We start from the raw sequence: 21,606 nt of genomic DNA on the forward strand, positions 1-21,606 counted from the left end.
CCCCGCGCGTTCAGACCAAGAACAGACAAGGTCGACATTTTTCGGGAATGACATTATATTGAACATAAGCGAAGCTATTGTTTGATAAATTGTTTTCGTTTCGGAGCTTGCAAAACGGCGCGGCGAAGGAGATATGGATGACGGGCAATGAAGAACGTCAGGGCGGGTGGCGCGCGTGACGCGGCTGCCGGCTGTTCCCCTTGCGGACCTCCCTCCATCGCTCTCCGACGCGGTTGAGCGGGGGCAGGCATCAAGAATGCTCAGCTCGACCGTACCGGTCCAGGTATGGGCCCACCGTCCGGAAGTGGCGGAGGGCTGGCTGGCCACGCTCGAGGCGATGCATCTGCGCGGCGTGCTCCCGGGTCGCCTCAAGGAGCTGGTTCGCCTGAAGATCGCTTCCATCACCAGGTGCAATGCTTGCCAGCTCGCCCGCAAAGACGACGCGGTGAGTGAGGACGACATCGCCTGCCTGGCGCACGACGACCCCCGCTTCAGCCCTGCAGAGCAGGCGGCGCTGCACTACGCGACACTCTTCGCCGCCGACTACATGGCCATCGATGACTCCCTGTTCGACACGCTCAAGCGCCACTTCACCGTACCCGAAATCGTCGAGCTGAATATGTTCTGCGCACTGATGCTCGCAGGTGGGCGCATGACGTATGTGCAGCAGGCCTATGAGGCGGATCGGTAGTGGGCAGTCCAACCGCCCGGAACCACTGCACCAGTGTCGAGCAGGCGCGTGCATAGCAATGCAGCGCCGGCACGGTCGATGCACGCCGCGCTGGTGGCGATGGTCGCGTGCCAGGTCGGCCTGCACGCCTGCGCCCAGGGTGTGCGGCTTGCCGCGCCCCTGGGGGTGCTGGCGACTGGCCGCTCAGCCTGGTCGGTTGGCCTTGTGATGGCCATGTTCGCCGTGTTTCCGGCTTTGCTGGCCTTGCCGGCCGGGCGCTTGGCCGACCGGCGTGGTTACCACCTGCCGGTGCGCCTCGCCGCCGGTTGCGCACTTGCCGGGACCTTGCTCGCGGCCGTGACGCAGAACATGTTTACGCTGTGCGCCGCAGCCGCGCTCAGCGGCGCCGGTTCCGGCTTCGGCATGATCGCGATCGGGCGCAGCGCCGGTCGACTCGCTTCCAGCGACAGCGAGCGCCTGCGGGTATTCAGTGCGATCGCGCTCGCGCCGGCCGTCGCCGGACTGTTCGGTCCGATGCTGGCGGGCGTGCTGATCGACCATGCCGGTTTCTCGTGGGCATTCCTTGCGCTGGCGCTTCTGCCCGCCGCGACCCTGCTTGCGGCGCAGGCGGTACCAGTCGAGGCGCCGCGCCCGGCGTCAACGCCCACTGCGCGGCCCGCGTCGGCCTGGGGGCTGCTGCGGCTGGCGCCATTTCGGCGCCTGTTGTTCGTCAGCTGGCTGGTGTCGGTTAGCTGGGACGTGCATGGCTTCGCGCTGCCCCTGCTCGGCGTCGAGCGCGGCCTCTCCGCCTCTGCGCTGGGCGGCGTCCTCGCCGCCTATGCCGTGGCCTCGATGTCGGTGCGCCTGCTGATGCCGCTGCTTGCAGCTCGACTGGCACGCCGCACGCTGCTGGTGGGAGCGATGCTGCTCGCCTGTGCGGTATTCGCGGCCTATCCGCTGCTGCGCAGCGCCTGGGCCCTGGCGGCTTGCGCGGCCGGCCTCGGCATCGCGCTCGGCATGGTGCAGCCCGCGATCATGGCAAGCCTGCACGACGTCACGCCGCCAGAACGGCACGGCGAAGCGCTGGCGCTGCGCTCGATGGCGATCCACGCCTCGATGGCGGCGATGCCGCTGTTGTTCGGTGCGCTCGGCACGGCTGCCGGCGCCACCGCGCTGTTCTGGCTGATGTCCGCCGCGCTCGGCGCCGGCAGCCTGCAGGCAGGGCGCCTGCGCCCTCACACGGACCGATGATCCGGCGGCCGTACGCGTATTGCTTGGCAATCCCCGGGAAATAGAGCACTATCTGCAAAAGTGTTCAACTAAAGGCCCGCGCGTCGCCAGGCCACATAACCGGAGGATGACAGCATGATTGACAGCACGAACAACAGGAAGGAAGTAAGTCTCGAGAGCGCCTATTCGGGCGTGGCCGATAATTACCGAGGCGAGAATGTCGAGCTGCACGCGATCTACCGCGACATGCGGAAAAATTCGCCAATCATCGCGGAGAACTTCATGGGCAAGCTCGGCGTGCCGAGTATCGCAGGTCTCGACGCGAACAGGCCGACCTTTACCGTGTTCAAGTACAAGGAAACCATGGCGGTGCTGCGCGACGCCACCAATTACACCAGCGGCTTCATTGCCGAAGGCTTGGGCTCCTTCTTCGATGGACTTATCCTGACCGGCATGGATGGCGACGCGCACAAGAAAGCGCGGGCGCTGCTGCAGCCCATCTTCATGCCGGAAGTCGTCAACAGCTGGCGCGACTCGAAGATGGATCCGATCCTGCGCAACGAGTTTCTGGCGGCGCTGGTGCCGAAGAAGAAGGCTGACCTGATGGAATTCGGCCTCTATTTTCCGATCCGGCTGATTTACGCACTGATCGGTTTCCCGGGAAGCGAGCCGGAAAAGATCCAGCAGTACGCGGCCTGGGCGCTGGCGATCCTAGCCGGTCCCCAGGTCGACGCGGAGAAGGCTGCGCTGGCCCGCAAGGCTGCCATGGAGGCGGCCAAGTCGCTGTACGACGCGACCCACGAAGCAGTGATCGAGGTGCGCAGGAACGGTGCCCAGGGCGACGACCTGATCAGCCGCCTGATCCGCGCCGAGAGCGACGGCCGGAAGTTCGACGACCACGAAGTGACGACCTTCGTGCGCTCGCTGCTGCCGGCGGCAGCGGAAACTACCACACGCACTTTCGGCACCCTGATGACGCTGCTGCTCGAGCGCCCGGCGCTGCTCGAGCGGGTTCGACAGGACCGCAGCCTGGTGCCGAAGGCGATCGACGAGGCGATCCGCTTCGAGCCGGTTGCCACCTTCAAGGTGCGCCAGGCCGCGCAGGACCTCGAGCTTGCCGGCATGGCGATCCCGAAAGGGGCCATGGTCCAGTGCATCGTCAGTTCCGCGAACCGCGACGAGGAAGCGTTCGAGAATAGCGAAGAGTTTGACATCGACCGCAAGCCGAAGCCCTCGTTCGGTTTCGGTTTCGGCCCGCATATGTGCATCGGCCAGTTCATTGCCAAGACCGAACTGCAGGTAGCGGTCAACGCCATCTTCGACCTGATGCCGAATCTGCGCCTCGACCCGAGCATGCCCGCACCGCTCATCACCGGCGCCCAGTTGCGCGGGCCGAAGCACGTGCACGTGCTGTGGGACTGAAATTTCGCGTTCTTATGAACAGAAAACGAAAAAGTGTTTAGTAAATTTCGATTTCTGTTCTAGAATTGAACCCAGAACAAAACCATTCGCTGCTTGTACGAATCACATTCTCGGAGACAACGATGAAATATGAAGACCTGATCCTGGTTAGCGTGGACGACCACGTGATCGAGCCGCGCAACGCATTCGACCGCCACATGCCGGCCAAATTCAAGGGCCGCCAGCCGAAAGTCGAGTCTATCAAGGGCCGCGACGTCTGGGTGTTCGAAGACCGCGCTACCGGTTACATGGGGCTCAATTCTGTGGTCGGCCGTCCGAAGGACGAATACGGCATGGAGCCGCTCTCGTACGAGCAGATGCGCCGGGGCACCTGGGATGTCAAGGCACGCGTCGACGACATGAACGCCAACGGCGTGCTCGGGTCGCTGTGCTTCCCGACTTTCCCGGGCTTCGCCGGCCAGCGCTTCCAGGTGATGAACGACCGCGAGGTGAGCCTGGCCGCCATCCAGGCCTACAACGACTGGCACCTGCACGACTGGTGCAACGCCGCGCCGGGCCGCTTCATCCCGCTCATGATGGTTCCCTGGTGGGACATGCAGGCCGCAGCCGCCGAGGTCAAGCGCCTTGCTGACCAGGGCGTGCATGCACTCACCCTTTCCGACAACCCGACCGTGCACGGTTACCCGTCGATCCATAACGCACACTGGGACCCGTTGTGGAAGGCCTGCGCCGATAACAACGTCGTCATCTGCTGCCACATCGGCACCGGCGTCAAGGCGGCCCATGCGTCCGACGAGTCGCCGATCGATGCCTGGATCACCTCGATGCCGATCTCGATCTCCAACTCGGCCGCCGACTGGATCTGGGCGCCGATGTGGAAAAAGTTCCCGAAGCTGCGCATGGCATTGTCCGAAGGCGGCATCGGCTGGATTCCCTACCTGCTCGAGCGCGCCGACTTCACGCACAGCCACCACCACGAGTGGACTAATTCGAACTTCGGCGACAAGAAGCCGAGCGACATCTTCAATGAACACATCATCACCTGCTTCATCGAGGATGCGTTCGGCCTGAAGAACCTCGACTCGATTAATGTCGACAAGGTCACCTGGGAATGCGATTACCCGCACTCCGACTGCACCTGGCCGAATTCGGCAAACGTATTCTGGAGCCAGGCCCAGCATCTATCGGACGAGGTCATCAGCAAGATCACGCACCTAAATGCGATGCACGAGTTCTCCTACGATCCGTTCCCGATCCTAGGGCGCGAGAACTGCACCGTCGGCGCGCTGAAGGCGCAGGCCACACACGTGAGCATCGAGCCGGCCCTCGGCCTGGGCGGCGCCGCGCCGGAGCGCGACGCGAGTCGTCCGGTCACGTCGGGCGACATCAACAAGATGTTCGCCGCTGCCGACGCCCAGACCGCGCTCTGAGCCTGGTACTAATGACCTAGTGACGGGAGGGTCGACCCTTCCCGGGACCTGGCCGCCTAATGCCGGCCAGGAATCGATTCCAACGCATGACCGCCCATGGCCCCATGGCCCCATGTTCCAATGTCCCTTGATCAGTTCACATTCAGTCCCATCCCGCCCGAGGCAGAGGCCATTCGTGCCGAAGTGCGCGCCTTCCTGGCCGATGCGCTGGCAGATTACCCGCCAACCCGGCGTGCCGAATCCTGGATGGGATTCGACGCGCAGTTCAGCCGGCGGCTCGGCGCGCGCGGCTGGGTCGGGATGGCGCTGCCGAAACGCTATGGCGGGGCCGACGCCAGCCCGTTCGCCCGCTATGTGGTGATCGAGGAGCTGCTCGCTGCCGGCGCGCCGGTGTCGGCGCACTGGTTCGCCGATCGCCAGAGCGGCCCGCAAATCCTGCATTACGGGACGGACGCGCAGAAGGACTTTCACCTGCCCGCGATCTGCCGCGGCGAGCAATTTTTCTGCATCGGCATGAGCGAGCCGAATTCCGGCTCGGACCTTGCTTCCATCAAGACGAGCGCGCGCCGCACCGGCGACAAGTGGGTCGTCAACGGGCAGAAGGTGTGGACGACGAATGCCCACCGCTCGCACTACATGATTGCGCTGGTACGCACCGGTACCGACAGCAAGCGCAACGAAGGACTATCCCAATTCATCATCGACCTGTCGCTGCCGGGGATCACGATCCGGCCGATCAAGGACCTGACGGGGGCCACGCATTTCAACGAAGTGTTTTTCGATGACTTGACGCTCGATGCCGATGCCCTGATCGGCATCGAAGGGCAGGGCTGGGCGCAGGTGACCGCCGAACTGGCATTCGAACGCAGCGGACCGGAACGCTTCCTGAGCTCGATCGCGTTGCTGCATACGCTGATCCAGGCGATCGGCAACGAGCCCGACGCTCACCAGGCGCGCGAGATCGGACGCCTGACAGCACGCCTCATCACGCTGCGCCAGATGTCGCTCGCAGTCACTGCGCAACTGGCGGCGGGGCAGAACCCGGCCTGGGAGGCGTCGGTGGTCAAGGACCTCGGCACCATGTTCGAGCAGGAACTGCCGGAACTGGCCCAGTCGCTGCTCGATGCTGTACCAAGCTCGCGTGGAGGCACTGAGCACGCGCGGGTGCTGGCCTACCTGACCCAGGAGGCCCCTTCATTTTCACTGCGCGGTGGCACTCGCGAAATACTCCGCGGCATCATCGCGCGCGGTTTGGGAATGCGTTAATCATGAGACAAATGTTCGATTCAACGGTCGAGCGCCTGTTCGCCGACCTGGCCAGCCCCGCCGCGGTGCTGGCGTGCGAAGGTGGCACCTGGCCGCATGCCATGTGGGAGCAAGTCGAGGAGTCCGGTTTTCCGCTGGCGCTCGCACCCGAGGCACTTGGCGGGGCCGGTGCGTCGTGGGCGGACGTTTGCGGCGTGATCCGGCTTGCCGGCCGCTTCAACCTGCCATTGCCACTGCCTGAGGCTATCCTGGCCAACTGGCTGCTTGGCGCCGCGGGCCTGGCGCCAACGTCGGGGGCGGTCAGCGTGGCGGGTTCCGGCAGCTTGCGCCTGCAAGGCGGAACGGTCAGTGGCGAGGCGATCGAGGTCCCCTGGGGCGGCATGGTGCCCTTCGTGGTCGCAGTGACGGGCGGCGACGAGCCGTCGGTGGTCTTGCTGCCGACCGAAGCGGCGCGCCGCGAGCACAGCGCCAACATCGCAGCCGAACCACGCACTACTCTCATGTTCCAGGATGTGGCGCCAGTCGCTCACGCGCCGCTGCTGGCAGGCTGGCCGACCGATGTTCTGCTCCTTGGTGGCGCCATGGTGCGCGCTGCGCAGATCGCTGGCGCCATGGAAGCGGTCCTAGCGATGGCGACCCAGTATGCCGGCGAACGAGTCCAGTTCGGCAAGCCGATCGGCAGTTTTCAGGCGATCCAGCACCAGGTGGCGGTACTCGCCGAACAAACGGCCGCCGCTGTCATGGCGTCCGAAGCCGCTTTCGCAGCGGCTGAGACGCGCATCGTCCGCCTGCAGGCAATCGCGGCCAAGATCTGCGCTTCGGAAGCCGCCGGCGTTGGTGCCAGCATCGCCCACGCGGTGCACGGCGCTATCGGCTTCACGCACGAGCATTCGCTGCACCTGACGACGCGCCGCCTGTGGTCCTGGCGCAGCGAATTCGGCTCGGCCACGGCCTGGTCTCAGCGCCTCGGCAGGGCGGTGTGCGCCTCCGGCCCACACGGATTCTGGCCCGGGATCACGGCGGGCCGCTTCGATACTTTGCAGGAGCATCGGGCATGAAGCCTTTCCTCGCAATCGAACGCGATGGCGCAATCCTCACCGTGCGTATGGACAATCCCGAGACTCGCAACGCCTTGAGCTTGCCGTCGCAGATGCAGGAATTCGTCGACATGTGCGCGCTGGTCCGTGCCGACCGCGGCATCAAGGTCGTGGTGCTGACCGGGAACGGGCCGGCCTTCTGCGCCGGGGGTAATGTCAAGGACATGGCCGAGCGGGGCGGTATTTTCGCCGGCTCGCCCTATGAAGTCAGCGAAAGCTACCGCAACGGCATCCAGCGTATTCCGCTATGTCTCTACAGCCTCGAGGTGCCCGTGATTGCCGCCCTGAACGGTCCGGCCATCGGCGCAGGGCTGGACCTTGCATGCATGTGCGACGTGCGGGTGTCGGCGGACACTGCGAAGTTTGCGGAGAGCTTCGTCAAGCTGGGCATCGTGCCGGGTGACGGCGGCGCCTGGCTGCTGCCGCGCATCGTGGGCATGCCGAAGGCAAGCCTCATGGCGCTGACCGGTGACACCATCGACGCCCCGACCGCGCTGGCCTGGGGACTGGTGACGGAAGTGGTGCCGGTTGGCGAAGTCATGGATGCGGCGCTGGCGATCGCGCGGCGCATGGCGGTTAACCCGTCGCATGGCCTGCGCCTGACTAAGCGGCTGCTGCGCGAAGGCCAACACATGCGGCTCGATTCGCTGCTGGAGATGTCGGCCGCCTTCCAGGCGCTGGCGCACCATACCGAGGACCATGCCGAGGCGGTGTCGGCCTTCCTCGGCAAGCGCGAACCGCAGTACCAGGGCCGTTAGAGCCCGGCATTTCATCAGGAGAGACAACAATGCGCAGCGTATTCCAGGAAGACCATCACATGTTCCGCGAGATGGCACGACGGTTCATCGACAACGAAATCGTGCCGCACCTGGCCGAGTGGGAGCACGCGGGCATCGTGCCGAAGTCGATCTGGCGCAAGGCCGGCGAGGTCGGCTTGCTGTGCTCGACCGTTCCCGAGGAATACGGCGGAGCGGGCGGCGACTTTGGCCACTCGGCGGTCATGATTGAGGAACTCGCCCGCGTGAACGCGACCGCGATCGGCTTCACGACGCATTCGGAAATTGTCGCCCCCTATATCGTTGCCTACGGCAGCGAGGAGCAGAAACGCAAATGGCTGCCGAAAATGGTCAGCGGCGAGACGATCGGCGTGATTGCCATGAGCGAGCCAGGCGTCGGCTCGGACCTGCGCTCGATGCGCACGAGCGCCCGGCGCGAGGGCGATGAGTATGTAGTGAATGGCCAGAAGACCTTCATCACCAACGGCGGCAATGCCGACCTGATGGTCACCGCAACCAAGCTCGATCCGACTGCAAAGGAGCTCACGCTGATCTGCGTCGAGGCCGGCAGTCCCGGTTTCTCGAAAGGGAAGCTGCTGGAGAAAATCGGATTGAAGGGCCAGGACACGTCGGAGCTGTTCTTTGATGAAGTACGGGTCCCCGTTGAAAACCGGCTGGGTGAAGAGAATAAGGGGTTTTCCTACCTGACGCACCAGCTGGCATGGGAGCGCACCATCATCGGCCTGCGCGCGGCGGCCTGCATCGAAGCGCTGCTGGACGACACGCTGGAGTACGTGCGCGAGCGCAAAGTCTTCGGCAAGACCGTGTTCGATTTCCAGAACACGAAGTTCAAGCTGGCCGAGTGCAAGGCGCAGGCGACCATGTTGAGGGTATTCGTCGACGACTGTTTGGCTAAGGCCATGCGTGGCGAACTGTCGGCCGAGGTCGGCGCCATGTGCAAGCTGCTGGGTTCTGAAATGCAGGGCAAGATCCTTGACGAGCTGCTCCAGCTGCACGGTGGCTATGGCTTCATGAACGAATACAAGATCAGCCGGGCCTGGGTCGATGCCAGGGTCGCGCGCATCTACGGCGGCACCTCGGAAATCATGAAAGAGATTATCGCGCGCTCGCTGTAGGTTCACGCCCCCAGCCGAGCGCGGCGCCTTTCACGTTTCGGAATTTGTCTCCCTCCGTGTCCCGCACCGGGACGGGAGACCCTGTTTGCCTACGCTGTTCATCAACACCACCACCAGGGGACCTGTCATGAATTCGCCGCTCACCTTTGAAGCGGGCGCCGCCTTGCGCGCCGTCACACTCGACGATAAATACACCGTGGAGCGTGGCCGCATCTACCTGAGCGGCGTGCAGATGCTTGCGCGCCTGCCGATGTTGCAGAAGACGCGCGACCTTCGCGCCGGCCTGCACACTGGCGGCTATGTGTCGGGCTACCGCGGCTCGCCACTCGGCGGGCTGGACCTCGCGTTGTGGAAGGCGAAGAAGCACCTCGACAGCCATGATGTCGTATTCCAGCCGGGCCTGAACGAAGACCTGGCCGCCACAGCCGTGTGGGGAACGCAGCAGGTCAACCTGTACGAGAGCGCCACGCGCGACGGCGTGTTCGGCATGTGGTACGGCAAGGGGCCAGGTGTCGACCGCTCGGCGGACGTCCTCAAGCACGCCAACTCGGCCGGGACCTCGAAGCACGGAGGGGTGTTGATGCTGGTCGGCGACGACCATGCCGCCAAGTCCTCGACCGTCGCGCACCAGTCCGAGCACCTCCTGATCGCCTGCGGCATTCCGGTGCTGTATCCGTCGAACGTCCAGGAATTCCACGACTACGGCCTGCATGGATGGGCCATGAGCCGTTACGCAGGCCTGTGGGTCTCGATGAAATGCGTGACCGACGTGGTCGAGTCTTCCGCCTCGATCGAGATGGATCCGGACGACCTGCGCATCGTGATCCCCGACGCGCCCCTGCCGGAGGGCGGGCTGGGCATCCGCTGGCCCGACGCGCCGCTTGACCAGGAAGCGCGCCTCGTCGACCACAAGTGGTATGCGGCGCTCGACTACATCCGCGCCAACAAGCTGAACAAGATCGTGCTGGACGCGCCGCAGGCACGCTTCGGTATCGTCGCCGCAGGCAAAGCCTACCTTGACCTGCGCCAGGCGCTGGCCGACCTCGGCCTCGACGATGACGCCTGCCTGCGGATCGGCATCCGGATCCTGAAAGTCGGCTGCGTGTGGCCGCTGCATGCGCAGGACGTGCAGGAGTTCGCTGCGGGGCTGGAGGAAATCCTGGTGGTCGAGGAAAAACGCCAGGTGCTCGAATATGCAATCAAGGAACAGCTCTACAACTGGCCACATGCGCAACGGCCGCGCGTGTTTGGCAAGTTCGACGAGCGCGATGGCGCCGGCGGCGAATGGGCGGAGCCGCGCGGGCAGTGGCTGCTGCCGGCCCGTTATGAGCTGTCGCCGGCGCTGGTCGCGCGCGCGCTGGCGCGACGGCTCGGCCAGGCCGGACTGCCCGAGGACCTGTGTACGGCCATGGAGGCACGCATCGCAATCATCGACGCCAAGGAGCGCGAAGCCGCCCGTCCGCGCGCGACGGCCGAGCGCAAGCCCTGGTTCTGCTCGGGCTGCCCGCATAACACCTCGACCCGGGTGCCGGAAGGCTCGCGCGCGCTGGCCGGCATCGGCTGCCACTACATGGCGCTTTGGATGGACCGGCGCACCGAGACCGTGACTCAAATGGGCGGAGAGGGTGTCAGCTGGCTGGGACAGATGCACTTCACCCGCGACAAGCACGTTTTCGTCAACCTCGGTGACGGCACCTATTTCCATTCCGGGCTGCTGGCAATACGCGCTGCCATCGCCGCCAAGGCAACGCTGACCTACAAGATTCTTTATAACGATGCCGTGGCGATGACCGGCGGCCAGCCGGTGGACGGCACGCTGACGGTCCCGCAGATCGCGCAGCAGGTAGTGGGGGAGGGCGCCGCGAGGGTGCTGGTAGTCAGCGACGAGCCGGAAAAGTACGCGGATCGTACCGGTTTGCCTGAGGGCGTGACGGTGCATCACCGCGACCAGTTCGATGCACTCCAGCTTGAGCTGCGCGAAGTGGCGGGTGTGTCGGTCCTCATTTACGACCAGACCTGCGCTACTGAAAAGCGCCGCCGCCGCAAGCGTGGCGACTACCCGGATCCGGCCAGGCGCGCTTTCATCAACCCGGCCGTGTGCGAAGGCTGCGGTGACTGCTCGGTCAAGTCGAACTGCCTGTCGGTCGAGCCTTTGGAGACGCCGCTCGGCACCAAGCGCAAGATTAACCAGAGCTCTTGTAACAAGGATTTCTCCTGTGTGAACGGCTTCTGCCCGAGTTTCGTCACTGCAGAGGGGGCCCAGCTACGCCGGCCGAAGCTTGCCGCCGCTGGCGGGCCCGCGCAGTTGACTCCTGCTCAGCTGGCGCCTGAACCTGTGCTGCCCTTGCTCGACGGCGTCTGCGGCATCGTGGTGCCGGGCGTCGGCGGGACTGGCGTAGTAACGATCGGGGCGCTGCTGGGCATGGCCGCGCACCTGGAGAACAAGGGCGTCAAGGTGCTCGACATCACCGGACTGGCGCAAAAGGGCGGGGCGGTGCTCAGCCATGTGCAGATCGCCGCGCACCCGGACCAGATCCATGCGACTCGGGTACCGACCGGGGAAGCGGCCGTATTGATCGGCTGCGATGCGATGGTCTCGGCGTCTGGCGATGCCCTGTCGCGCGTGCGCCGTGGGCGCACGCGTGCGGTCGTCAACTGCGCATCGGTGCCGTCGGCAGCCTTCCTGTCCAACCCCGACTGGACCTTCCCCGGCGCGGCGGCCGAGGGCGACCTGCGCGCCGCCATTGGCGACACCTGCGAATTCATCGACGCCAACGCTCTGGCGCTGCGCCTGTTCGGCGACAGCATTTATGCCAATCCGCTGCTGCTCGGCTACGCCTGGCAGAAGGGCTGGGTGCCGCTAGGCCGCGCTGCCCTGTTGCGCGCCATCGAGCTGAACGCAGTGTCAGTCGAGAAGAACCAGCAGGCCTTCGAAGCCGGCTGCCTGGCAGCGCACGACCCTGGCATGCTGCCTGCCAACGCAGTCCACTCAGACCAACCGGCCCAGGCAGGCGTCGTGATGGCAATGCCGCGCACGCTCGATCGCCTGGTCCAAGAGCGGGTCGACCTGCTGAGCGACTATCAGGACCGCGCATATGCGCGACGCTACCGGCTGGCGGTAGAGCGGTTGCGGGCGACCGAGGGCGCGCTCGCCGTGAAGGGCAGGCTGGCTCTCACCGAATCGGTAGCGCGCAACCTCGCCAAGCTGATGGCCTACAAGGACGAATACGAAGTAGCACGCCTGCACAGTTCGCCGGACTTCATCGAGGAACTGCGCAAGCAGTTCGAAGGCGAACCAGGAAAAGATTACATGCTGAACTTCCACCTCGCGCCGCCCCTGCTGGCCGCGCGGGATGCGGACGGAAAGCTTGTTAAACGCCGCTTCGGACCATGGATGATGGGAGCGTTCAGCGTGCTGGCGCGTTTCAAGGGGCTGCGTGGCACTCCCTTCGACCCGTTCGGCAGGACCGCTGAGCGGCGCCGCGAGCGCCAGCTGGTCGAGGACTACTTCGCGCTCGTCGAACTGTTCTGCACCAGCCTTACGCTGGAAAACATCGACGCCGCGCTCGAGCTGGCGCGCTTGCCGGAGAAAATCCGTGGCTACGGCCACGTGAAGGAAAAAGCCATGGATGCGGCACAGCAGAGCCGCGCGCTGTTGATGGAACTCTACGGCGCGCCTGCAACCAAATTACAACAAGCCTGAAGGAGTGGAGCATGAAGGTACTGGTACCCGTCAAGCGCGTGGTCGACTACAACGTCAAGGTCCGCGTCAAGTCCGATGGCAGCGGCGTGGATATCGCCAACGTCAAGATGTCGATGAATCCGTTCGACGAAATCGCGCTCGAAGAAGCGACCCGTTTGAAAGAAGCCGGCAAGGTCACGGAAGTGGTCGCCGTCTCGATCGGCGTGCCGCAGTGCCAGGAAACCCTGCGCACCGGCATGGCGATCGGCGCCGACCGCGGCATCCTGGTCGAAACCAATGGCGACATCGAGCCGCTGGGCGTGGCCAAGATCCTGAAGGCGCTTGCCGACAAGGAGCAGCCGCAGCTGATTATCCTCGGCAAGCAGGCGATCGACGACGACTCGAACCAGACCGGCCAGATGCTGGCAGCCTTGCTGGGCTGGCCGCAGGCGACCTTCGCCTCGAAAGTGGTACTGGAAGACGGTAAAGTCACCGTGACCCGCGAAGTCGATGGCGGCCTGGAGACGGTTGCCCTGACGCTGCCTGCGATCATCACGACCGACCTGCGCCTGAACGAGCCGCGCTATGTCACGCTGCCGAACATCATGAAGGCGAAGAAAAAGCCGCTGCAAAACATCAAGCCGGAAGAGCTGGGCGTCGACGTGACCCCGCGCCTGAAGACCCTGAAGGTTGTCGAGCCGGCCAAGCGCTCGGCCGGCATCATGGTGCCTGACGTCGCGACTCTGGTACAGAAGCTGCGCCTTGAGGCCAAAGTCATCTAAAAATATAGGAAAAACATCATGGTCGCATTAGTCATCGCTGAACACGATAATGGCTCCCTGAAGGGCTCCACCCACCACACCGTGACGGCGGCCGCCCAGTGCGGCGCAGGATCTGGAAATGAGGTCCACGTGCTGGTCGCCGGTTCCAGCTGCGGCGCAGCCGCTGAAGCCACCGCGCAAATCGCCGGCGTCTCGAAAGTGCTGGTCGCCGACGCTCCATACTTTGCCGACGGCCTGGCCGAGAACGTGGCCGAGCAGATCCTGTCGATCGCCGGCAACTACTCGCACATCCTGGCGCCAGCCACCGCCTTCGGCAAGAACATCCTGCCGCGCGTCGCCGCCCGCATGGACGTCGCCCAGATCTCCGAAATCACCAAGGTCGACTCGCCCGACACCTTCGAGCGCCCGATCTACGCCGGCAACGCCATCGCCACCGTGCAGTCGACTGACGCCATCAAGGTCATCACCGTGCGCGGCACCGGCTTTGATTCGGCGCCAGCCAGCGGCGGTTCGGCTGCGGTCGAGCAGATCGCCGCTGCAGCGGACTTCGGCAAGTCGGCTTTCATCGGCCGCGAACTGGCCGTCTCGAGCCGTCCGGAACTGACCGCCGCCAAGATCATCGTCTCCGGTGGCCGCGGCATGGGTTCGGGCGACAACTTCAAGCTGCTAGAACCGCTGGCCGACAAGCTGGGCGCCGCCATGGGTGCCTCGCGCGCCGCGGTCGACGCCGGCTACGTGCCGAACGACTGGCAGGTCGGCCAGACCGGCAAGATCGTCGCGCCATCGCTGTACATCGCCGTCGGTATCTCGGGCGCGATCCAGCACCTGGCCGGCATGAAGGACTCGAAGACCATCGTTGCCATCAACAAGGATCCGGAAGCGCCGATCTTTTCGGTGGCCGACTATGGCCTGGTGGGGGATTTGTTCGAGTTCGTTCCGGAACTGACCGAGCGGCTCGGCCAATAGCCATTTATGGTCGATGCTGGTCCAGAAAACTGGCTAGTTTGCTAACATCGACCGGCTTCACCAGATGCTGGTCGAATCCCGCTGCCATGGCCTTGCGCCTGTCGTGCTCCTGCCCGTATCCGGTAACTGCAATGAGGAAGGCATGGGCGATGTCTTGCTCCGCCCTTAATCGACGGGCCAATTCGTTACCGTCCATGTCAGGCAGACCGATATCGAGTATGTAGACCTCCGGTTTTTCCAGTCTGGCGCGGGCCAGCGCGCCGCGCGAAGAATGTTCGATAAGGACTTGGTGGCCCATGGTCTCGAGATACAAGGCCAGCATCTGTGCCGCGTCTTCGTTGTCATCGACCACCAGGATACGCAGGGGTTGTTTGGAGCGCGGCGTTGCATGCATATCTGCACGCTCGTTCAGTGCGGCACCCGCCGCAACACGATGGCGCGGCAGTTGTACGGTGAACCTCCTTCCTTTATCTTTTCCTGCGCTGAAGCAGCTGACTGTTCCGCCGTGGAGCTCAATTAAATTTTTGACCAGAGCGAGCCCGATCCCCAATCCTCCCTGGGTGCGATCCGATGTCCGCTCGGCCTGAGTGAATAACTCGAAGACATGTGGTTTCAGTTCCAATGGCATGCCGATGCCATTGTCTTCGACCGACAGGGCCAGCAAGTCTGCATCGACCACCAGCCTCAAACGAATCTCGCCGCCTTTCGGTGTGTATTTCGCTGCGTTATTGAGCAGATTGGTGATGATTTGCACCAGACGCTTCTGGTCCCCCATGACGCACGCTTTCTCTGCCGCCAGGTCAAATAGCAGGTGGTGACTTTGTGCTTCCAGAAATGGCCTGACTTGCTCGACTGCGCTATACACAACCGATTTCAGATCGAACGGGTCCTTGCTGATCGTGACCAGCCCCTGCGTCACCCGCGACACGTCCAGCAAGTCGTTGACGAGAGCAGTCATGTGCTTGACCTGGCGACTGATGATCTGCGAAGTTCTTTTGGTCAGCTTTTCGTCCAGGGCATGCGATTGTAGAACCTCTGCGGCTGCGGCGATGGGCGCCAAGGGATTTCTCAACTCATGGGCCAGCATCGCCAGGAACTCGTCCTTGCGCTTGTTTGCAAGCAGCCCATCCTCCGCTTGTTTGCGTTCCGTAACATCGCGCGTCGTCCCGGCGATGGCTTCCACCTGGCCATCAAGGCCGAGTACCGGCTTGAAAATGTACTCATAGATACGTCGGCCGTTTGTGCCGTGAAATGGCACTTCTCCACGAATTGGCTGCCTGGTGGAGGTGACTTGATCGATCTCGCGATCATGCATTTCCGCATGCCAGGGTTCGTAACCGAGCTCGAGGCAAGTCCTGCCGATCGCCCCATCCCAAGTACGCCCCCACATCGTGAGCAATACCTTGTTGGCGTAGATAAATCGATGGTTCAGTCCGAAAACGTATGCCAGGTCCGGAGAATTTTCTAGGAAGGTTTCATAGAGCCGGCGGCGGCGCTCGGATTCAGCGACGACCTTGTCCAGTTCTGCCGCGTTCCAAGCGCGTTCGCTGGCAATCCTGGTTCGCTCGGCGACGTCCTTGATGAATGCAAGTTCTTCGTCCGACCAGCTTTTGACCTGTGCGAAATTGACGAAAATGACCGCGACCAGCAGGTTTTTCTCGATCACAGGCACATTGACGAATGATGCGGTGCTGCGTTCTCTTAACGCCGCTGCCGAATCTGCGGTGCGGCTGTCCCTGTCGACATCATCGATCGAGATGAATTTACCGGCCTTCAAGTCACCAATGAAGGAACCATAATCCCTCAGCTTCAGCGTGCCGGCCAGTGTCTCGACACCAGGCGCAATCCAGTCCCGAGCAACATGAAGCGTTTCGGCAACCAGATAGATGGTTCCATAGCCGACCCGGCTGACACCGAGCGTCTTGCCCAGGATTTCCGCCGCCTTGTACACAATCTCATCCGGCGCGCTCAGGTCGCGGAAGATGTCGGTGAGGGTAAAAAATGCGGTGCGGCGCGCCTCTTCCTGCATCCGCGCTGTGATATCCCGAAAATATACAGACAAGCCGGCGGGCGCGGGATAGACAATAACGTCATACCATCGGTCATGGTCCGAATAGTAGGAATGGAATGACAAGGCAACGCGCTCCTGCGCCGCTTTCCGGTACATCCTTTAGAAGTCGCTGCCCACGGTGCCGGGATACACCTCCCATATGCTTTTTCCGAGTAAATCCTCTGCTTCGCATTCGAGCGTCGCTACCGTCTGACGATTGACATAGGAAAACTGCCAGTCCGAGTTTAGGCTGAAAAACGCGTCGGTAATGCTGTCCAGAATAGTCTGTGCATCGCTTAGCTGGACCGGGTTTTCTCTCGATTGATCTTGCATTCAACACTTTCCGTGGACATTTGCGTCGAGTGTAAATGCTTTTTGTTGCGCCCGGTGGCCCCGCATATCGATCAGGAATAGGGCGCAAGGCGCCCCTTCATTGTGCCGGAACGTAACTAGCGATCGAATACTTCCTCAGGCGAGCGCACGCTCGTCCCCAAGATTGGGCCGACCAGCTCATGCCCCCAGGTCGACAGCTTCTCCGGGTTCAGTTCAAACCCGTCGTCATGCCACGGTTCCAGCTCGACGATGCATTCGATCGCGAAACCGGACGGCGTAAAGTGATAGAAGGACATGTGCGGGTCCTGCGTATGCTGGCCCAGTGTCATCATCATCTGCAGCCCTTTTTTACGCACCAGGTCATAGGTTTCGCCGACGTCGCGCACCGAGTTCACGGTGATGCCCACGTGCTGCACGCCGGCCTTGCCCGGGCCGAAACCGTAGGCGATGTCGTGGCTGGTGTGCGTGTTGAGCTTCGAGCGGAAGAATCCCGTCTTGCCCTTGCCGGCCCCGGCGCCGTAGTAGCGCATGTCCATGACCACGGTCAGGAAATGCTCGAGCTCGGACGTGTACTCGGGCGTGATCAGGACCACATGTCCGACGCCACGCTCGCCGCAGCTAAAGCCGCCGTGAGGACGGCCCGGCTGGAAGGAGCGGGGCATCCATTTCTGGGCGTAGAACAACTCGTGCTGGTAGCCCACCGGGTCGCGAAAGCGCACCAGTTCCTTAACGCCACGGCGCTCGCGCAGGGCGTCATCGGCGAAAGTGATTTCGACCCCGTGTTCGCGGAAACGCTCGACCGCAGCATGAAACTCCAGCTTGCCCTTCGCCTCCCATCCGATGTAGGCGAGCCGGTCGATCTTCCCGGGATGGAAGGCGAGGCGGTGGCGCCGGTCGTCCATCTTGAAGTATAGCGAATCCGACTCGCCTTCCGGCGCGGCGCCAACTTGGAATCCCATCACTTGCGGGCCGTATTCGCGCCACGCGTCCAGGTTCGCCGTCTCGAAGCCGAGGTAACCGATGCCGATGATGTCCACTTGTTACTCCTGTGTGAGAGTGTCTTAAATAGCGAGCAGGCCGCCGTCGACCACCAGGTCGGAACCGGTCATGAAGCGCGCCTCGTCGGATGCGACATACAGCGCAAGCGACACCACTTCTTCCGGCTCGCCCGGGCGGTCCTGCAGCACGCCGTCGAGGATGATACGGCGCGTAACCGGGTTATCGACAAAGGCTGCGGTGCCCGGCGTCCGGACGAAACCAGGGCTGATGCTGACCGCGCGGATGCCGAGTGGCGCGCCCTCGACCGCCACCTGCCGGGTGAACGAGACAACTGCCCCCTTGGCTGCGCTGTGCGCGCTGATCCCCGCTGCTTTCGAGCCGCCCCAGGCTGCGGTCGACGCGATGTTGATGACCACGCCGCCCCGTGCCGACAGGTGGCGCCAGGCGTATTTGGTCGTAAAGAAGATGAGATCGAGCTCGTTACGGATCGTGAAATGCCAGTCTTCGATCGACATCTCGCCCACGCCGCCGAACTTCGCGGCCGAGGCGTTGTTGTACAGGATGTCGATGCGGCCGAGCTCCTCCGCCGCTGATTCGACCCAGAGCCTGGCCTGCTCATGGTCGCCAAGATCGACCGGCGCCGAGCCGTGCAAGGTGAAGCCATCTGCCGCCATCAGGCGCGCTGTTTCGTCGTGGGCCGCGCGGTCGACGTCGCAGCCGACCACGATAGCCCCCTCACGTGCGAAGTACAAGGCCGCAACACGTCCCTGGCCGCCACCGGTGCCCGTGATCAGGGCCACTTTTCCAGCTAATCTATTCATGGGTTATCCCCGCAGATGGGATCCGGCCGTGCGCGGGTTCGCCTTGCGCCGCCCAGGGGAGGCTGCAGGTCGACCGCACGCCTGGCGCGGACCGCCAGGGTTGGAAGCTCAGGCTGGGGCCTGGATCGCGATGGCCTCGGCCGGGCAGGAGGCGGCGCCTTCGCGCGCCGTTTCCAGCAATTCGTCCGGCACCAGGTCGCTGTCGACGTAGACGATGCCGCCGGCGTCGAGCTTGTAGACTTCGGGGCAGATGGCGGCGCAGAGACCATAACCGCAGCATTTGCTGCGTTCGATGATGACACGGTGAAGAAGTTGATCGCTCATGATTCGTCTCTTTAATAATTATCCGACCGCGCAGGTCTGTGAGACGATTATGCACACAAATCGAAAATCTGTCACGTTTTGTGGGGACGTTTTTTAGAACAGGATGTTTCCGATCTTTCCAGCCACTTTGCGCAGGGCCGCGCCCAGCTTGTCAATTTCTTCGCTACTGTGCTGGCCGCGGAAAGTGACAGCCGAGACGGAATAGGCGATGGCCCCGCTACGGTCGGCCACCGGCGCCGCCACCGCCAGGATGCCGGGAGAAAAATAGCCGTCATCGACCGCCCAGCCCTTGATGCGGGCATCCGCCACCTGCTGGCGGTAGTCCTCGAAACTCAGCGGCCGGGGCCAGCGCACCTTGTCGAAAGCGGCGCGCAGGCGCGCTTCGTCGAGTTCCAGGTGTGCGGCAAAGAGTCGTCCGCTCGCGCCCATCAGCACCGGCAAGCGTTGTCCGATCGCCATGTCGATGCGCAGGTCGCCCGGGCTGGTTTCCGAGCTGACCAGCACGATGCGGTCAATGCCCATGCGCCGCCACAGGGTCACGGTGACGTGGTGCGCCTCTGCGAACTCCTGCATGAGGGGACGCACCACCTCGAGCCGCTGGCCCTGCGTCACCAGGTGCTCGACCAGCTTGGCCAGGCCCAGGCCTGTGGTATAGGTTTTTGAGAGCGGGTCGAAGTCGAGCATTTCCTCGGCCACCAGCGTGCGCAGGGTATTGAAGCAGGTGCTGGGATTGAGCGCGAGCTCGCGCGCGATGTCAGCCGCGCGCTCGGGCGAGCCGGAGGTGGTGAGGAAGCGCAGGATGCGCACCGCGTTGACGACCGGCTTGACGATCACGCCGGTGGGCAGTTCGGCCCGCTCTTCGCTGCTTGTATTGGTAACCATGTGGCGCTCCAGTGGACGACCAGAGCGACGGTGCGCAGTCGAGTCGATTATTAAAATGTAATTCTAATATCAGAATCGATCGCGGGCAAGCATGCTGCATGCTGTCCGGACGTCGTCACTCGCGCACCAGCAGGAGGCTGCCCCCGAGCGGACCGCCACCCGAAGCCACCACCGATACCTGATGCGGCGCCACCTGGCGCGCCCCGGCGCGTCCCCAGAGCTGGCTGCAGGCCTCGTGGACGTAACCAAGGCCGTGCGTGCGTCCACCCGAAAGCTGGCCGCCGTTTGTATTGATCGGCAGGTCTCCGGTCAGCGAAATGCGCTGGCCCCCTTCGATGAACGCGCCGCTCTCGCCGCGCGGGCACAGGCCCAGCCCTTCCAACCACATCATCGTCAGGATAGAGAAGCCGTCGTACAGCTGCGCACTGCCGACCTCCGAGGGTTTGATGTCGGTGCGCGACCACATCATGTCGCCACAGTCGCGTGTCGCCATGGCGGTCAGGTCGAGCTGGTCCCACGACCAGGGCTGGTGCAGCGCCGCGCCGATCGCGTCGATGCGGACTAGCGGGTTAGGGCCATCCTTCGCCGCATCGGCGCGCGACAGGATGATGGCGGTCGAGGCGTCGCAGTGGACGTCGCAGTCGAGCATGCGCAGGGGCGTCGAAATCATGCGCGAGGCCATGTAGTCGTCCATGGTCAAGGGCGTGCGATAGATTGCCTTCGGATTGAGCGCCGCATTCGCGCGGCAGGTGAGGGCGATCTGCGCCAGCTGCTCGGGCGTGGTGCCGTATTCGTGGAAGTGGCGCTGGGCGTACATTGCCATCAGGTTGACGCCAGACAGCACGTTGAAGGGCGTGTACCACTGCCAGGCGGCACTCGTGTCGCGCCCGACCGTCTTGTTGGTCAGCGCGCTGGCGCCCTTGTCGGTCTGGCGCCGCGTCGCCTCGGTTATCGTACGGAACACCAGCACATGGCGACACAGGCCGGCGGCGATCGCCATCGCGCCGTTGATCACCCCAGCCAGGGGGCCCGGACCCTCGTAGCCACCGCCATACCAGTTGACCTTCAGGCCGAGGGTGCCGATCAGCGCGTTCGGGCCGACCGGCGAAAACGCGTCGCCGTTGTTGTTGTCGCCGGGCCAGCACGATACGCCGTCGATGTCATCGCGCGTCAAGCCGGCGTCGGCGATGGCCTCCAGGCAGGCGTCGAGCGTCAGGCGCATGGCCGATTTGTTCGAAGGGCGGCCCACTTCCGACTGGCCGATCCCGCTGATGGCCACGTCTTTTTCATAGCGTCGGTCGAACATCATGCGGCCTTTTCAAAGAGGGGAAGCCAGACGTCCTCGTGCTGCTCGAAGCGCACCTGCACCGGCATGCCGATGAATACCTCATCAGGAGGCATGCCGACGATGTTCGTGACGAAACGCAGGCCGGCCTGCTCGACCAGCTCGACGATCGCGACGACGTACGGTTCCTTCAGGTCGGCACGCCAGGGCTGGTGGTTGACCGTGCAGGTGAGCACCTTGCCGGCGCCGGAAACCGGTTCTGGCGCAACGTCCGCGCTCAGGCAGCGCGGACAGACTGGTGCGGGAGGATGGAAGAATTGCGCGCAGGCGTCGCAGTGGTGCATGCGCAGTTGGCCATCGGCGCCGCCCTGCCAGAAGGCGCTGTTGTCCGGGGTCAGGGCAGGAAGTTTTCTTGTCATTCTGGGCCTTTGAAAGTGCGTTGCGCGGGCTGTCGA

19 protein-coding genes are annotated in these 21,606 nt (G+C 63.6%); 11 read left to right on the forward strand and 8 right to left on the reverse strand.

The window, feature by feature from the left end; genetic code table 11:
• Positions 1 to 256 precede the first annotated feature (256 nt).
• The 11 genes from AC56LV_RS22425 (at position 257) to AC56LV_RS22475 (ending at position 14,457) form a co-directional block, all read left to right on the forward strand.
• Positions 257 to 691: a carboxymuconolactone decarboxylase family protein gene (locus tag AC56LV_RS22425; RefSeq protein ID WP_499560889.1), complete on the forward strand. Its 435-nt coding sequence runs from the start codon at positions 257 to 259 to the stop codon at positions 689 to 691.
• 48 nt (positions 692 to 739) lie between these two features.
• The gene (locus AC56LV_RS22430; protein WP_499560891.1) at positions 740 to 1,921 is read left to right on the forward strand and encodes an MFS transporter; all 1,182 of its coding nucleotides are present in this window, start codon (positions 740 to 742) and stop codon (positions 1,919 to 1,921) included.
• 114 nt (positions 1,922 to 2,035) lie between these two features.
• Positions 2,036 to 3,322, forward strand: coding sequence for a cytochrome P450 (locus AC56LV_RS22435; RefSeq protein ID WP_499560893.1), 1,287 nt, complete (start codon positions 2,036 to 2,038; stop codon positions 3,320 to 3,322).
• Positions 3,323 to 3,444: 122 nt separating this feature from the next.
• Positions 3,445 to 4,752 carry an amidohydrolase family protein gene (locus tag AC56LV_RS22440; protein WP_499560895.1) on the forward strand — a complete coding sequence of 436 codons (1,308 nt, stop codon included), beginning with the start codon at positions 3,445 to 3,447 and terminating at the stop codon, positions 4,750 to 4,752.
• 120 nt (positions 4,753 to 4,872) lie between these two features.
• Positions 4,873 to 6,018: an acyl-CoA dehydrogenase family protein gene (locus AC56LV_RS22445; RefSeq protein WP_499560897.1), complete on the forward strand. Its 1,146-nt coding sequence runs from the start codon at positions 4,873 to 4,875 to the stop codon at positions 6,016 to 6,018.
• Between the two features lie 11 nt (positions 6,019 to 6,029).
• The gene (locus tag AC56LV_RS22450) at positions 6,030 to 7,076 is read left to right on the forward strand and encodes an acyl-CoA dehydrogenase family protein (RefSeq protein WP_499560899.1); all 1,047 of its coding nucleotides are present in this window, start codon (positions 6,030 to 6,032) and stop codon (positions 7,074 to 7,076) included.
• Positions 7,073 to 7,873: a crotonase/enoyl-CoA hydratase family protein gene (locus AC56LV_RS22455; RefSeq protein WP_499560901.1), complete on the forward strand. Its 801-nt coding sequence runs from the start codon at positions 7,073 to 7,075 to the stop codon at positions 7,871 to 7,873. Before AC56LV_RS22450 ends, AC56LV_RS22455 begins: the two co-directional genes overlap by 4 nt.
• 29 nt (positions 7,874 to 7,902) lie before the next feature.
• Positions 7,903 to 9,027 (forward strand): acyl-CoA dehydrogenase family protein, encoded by a 1,125-nt coding sequence (locus tag AC56LV_RS22460; RefSeq protein WP_499560903.1) that lies wholly within the window; start codon positions 7,903 to 7,905, stop codon positions 9,025 to 9,027.
• Between the two features lie 127 nt (positions 9,028 to 9,154).
• Positions 9,155 to 12,730, forward strand: a complete 3,576-nt coding sequence (locus AC56LV_RS22465; protein ID WP_499560905.1) for an indolepyruvate ferredoxin oxidoreductase family protein — start codon at positions 9,155 to 9,157, stop codon at positions 12,728 to 12,730.
• A gap of 11 nt (positions 12,731 to 12,741) precedes the next feature.
• Complete coding sequence (locus AC56LV_RS22470; protein ID WP_499560907.1) at positions 12,742 to 13,491, forward strand: electron transfer flavoprotein subunit beta/FixA family protein; 750 nt, start codon at positions 12,742 to 12,744, stop codon at positions 13,489 to 13,491.
• 18 nt (positions 13,492 to 13,509) lie between these two features.
• Positions 13,510 to 14,457, forward strand: a complete 948-nt coding sequence (locus AC56LV_RS22475; RefSeq protein WP_499560909.1) for an electron transfer flavoprotein subunit alpha/FixB family protein — start codon at positions 13,510 to 13,512, stop codon at positions 14,455 to 14,457.
• Between the two features lie 4 nt (positions 14,458 to 14,461).
• Here AC56LV_RS22475 and AC56LV_RS22480 read toward each other — a convergent pair whose 3' ends face one another.
• From AC56LV_RS22480 to AC56LV_RS22515, 8 genes are all read right to left on the reverse strand, one after another.
• Positions 14,462 to 16,591 (reverse strand): ATP-binding protein, encoded by a 2,130-nt coding sequence (locus AC56LV_RS22480; protein ID WP_499560911.1) that lies wholly within the window; start codon positions 16,589 to 16,591, stop codon positions 14,462 to 14,464.
• Positions 16,592 to 16,627: 36 nt separating this feature from the next.
• Entirely contained in the window at positions 16,628 to 16,840 is a 213-nt protein-coding gene (locus AC56LV_RS22485) for a PAS domain-containing protein (RefSeq protein WP_499560913.1), read from the reverse strand.
• Positions 16,841 to 16,956: 116 nt separating this feature from the next.
• Positions 16,957 to 17,877 carry a VOC family protein gene (locus tag AC56LV_RS22490; RefSeq protein ID WP_499560915.1) on the reverse strand — a complete coding sequence of 307 codons (921 nt, stop codon included), beginning with the start codon at positions 17,875 to 17,877 and terminating at the stop codon, positions 16,957 to 16,959.
• A 24-nt stretch (positions 17,878 to 17,901) separates the two neighbouring features.
• Complete coding sequence (locus tag AC56LV_RS22495) at positions 17,902 to 18,660, reverse strand: SDR family NAD(P)-dependent oxidoreductase (RefSeq protein ID WP_499560917.1); 759 nt, start codon at positions 18,658 to 18,660, stop codon at positions 17,902 to 17,904.
• Positions 18,661 to 18,768: 108 nt separating this feature from the next.
• Positions 18,769 to 18,984, reverse strand: a complete 216-nt coding sequence (locus AC56LV_RS22500) for a ferredoxin (RefSeq protein WP_499560919.1) — start codon at positions 18,982 to 18,984, stop codon at positions 18,769 to 18,771.
• A gap of 93 nt (positions 18,985 to 19,077) precedes the next feature.
• Complete coding sequence (locus AC56LV_RS22505) at positions 19,078 to 19,866, reverse strand: IclR family transcriptional regulator (RefSeq protein ID WP_499560921.1); 789 nt, start codon at positions 19,864 to 19,866, stop codon at positions 19,078 to 19,080.
• A 115-nt stretch (positions 19,867 to 19,981) separates the two neighbouring features.
• The gene (locus tag AC56LV_RS22510) at positions 19,982 to 21,175 is read right to left on the reverse strand and encodes a thiolase family protein (RefSeq protein WP_499560923.1); all 1,194 of its coding nucleotides are present in this window, start codon (positions 21,173 to 21,175) and stop codon (positions 19,982 to 19,984) included.
• Positions 21,172 to 21,570 (reverse strand): Zn-ribbon domain-containing OB-fold protein, encoded by a 399-nt coding sequence (locus tag AC56LV_RS22515; RefSeq protein ID WP_499560925.1) that lies wholly within the window; start codon positions 21,568 to 21,570, stop codon positions 21,172 to 21,174. Before AC56LV_RS22515 ends, AC56LV_RS22510 begins: the two co-directional genes overlap by 4 nt.
• Positions 21,571 to 21,606 lie beyond the last annotated feature (36 nt).

The organism is Telluria sp. RB2R28 (assembly GCF_059685835.1).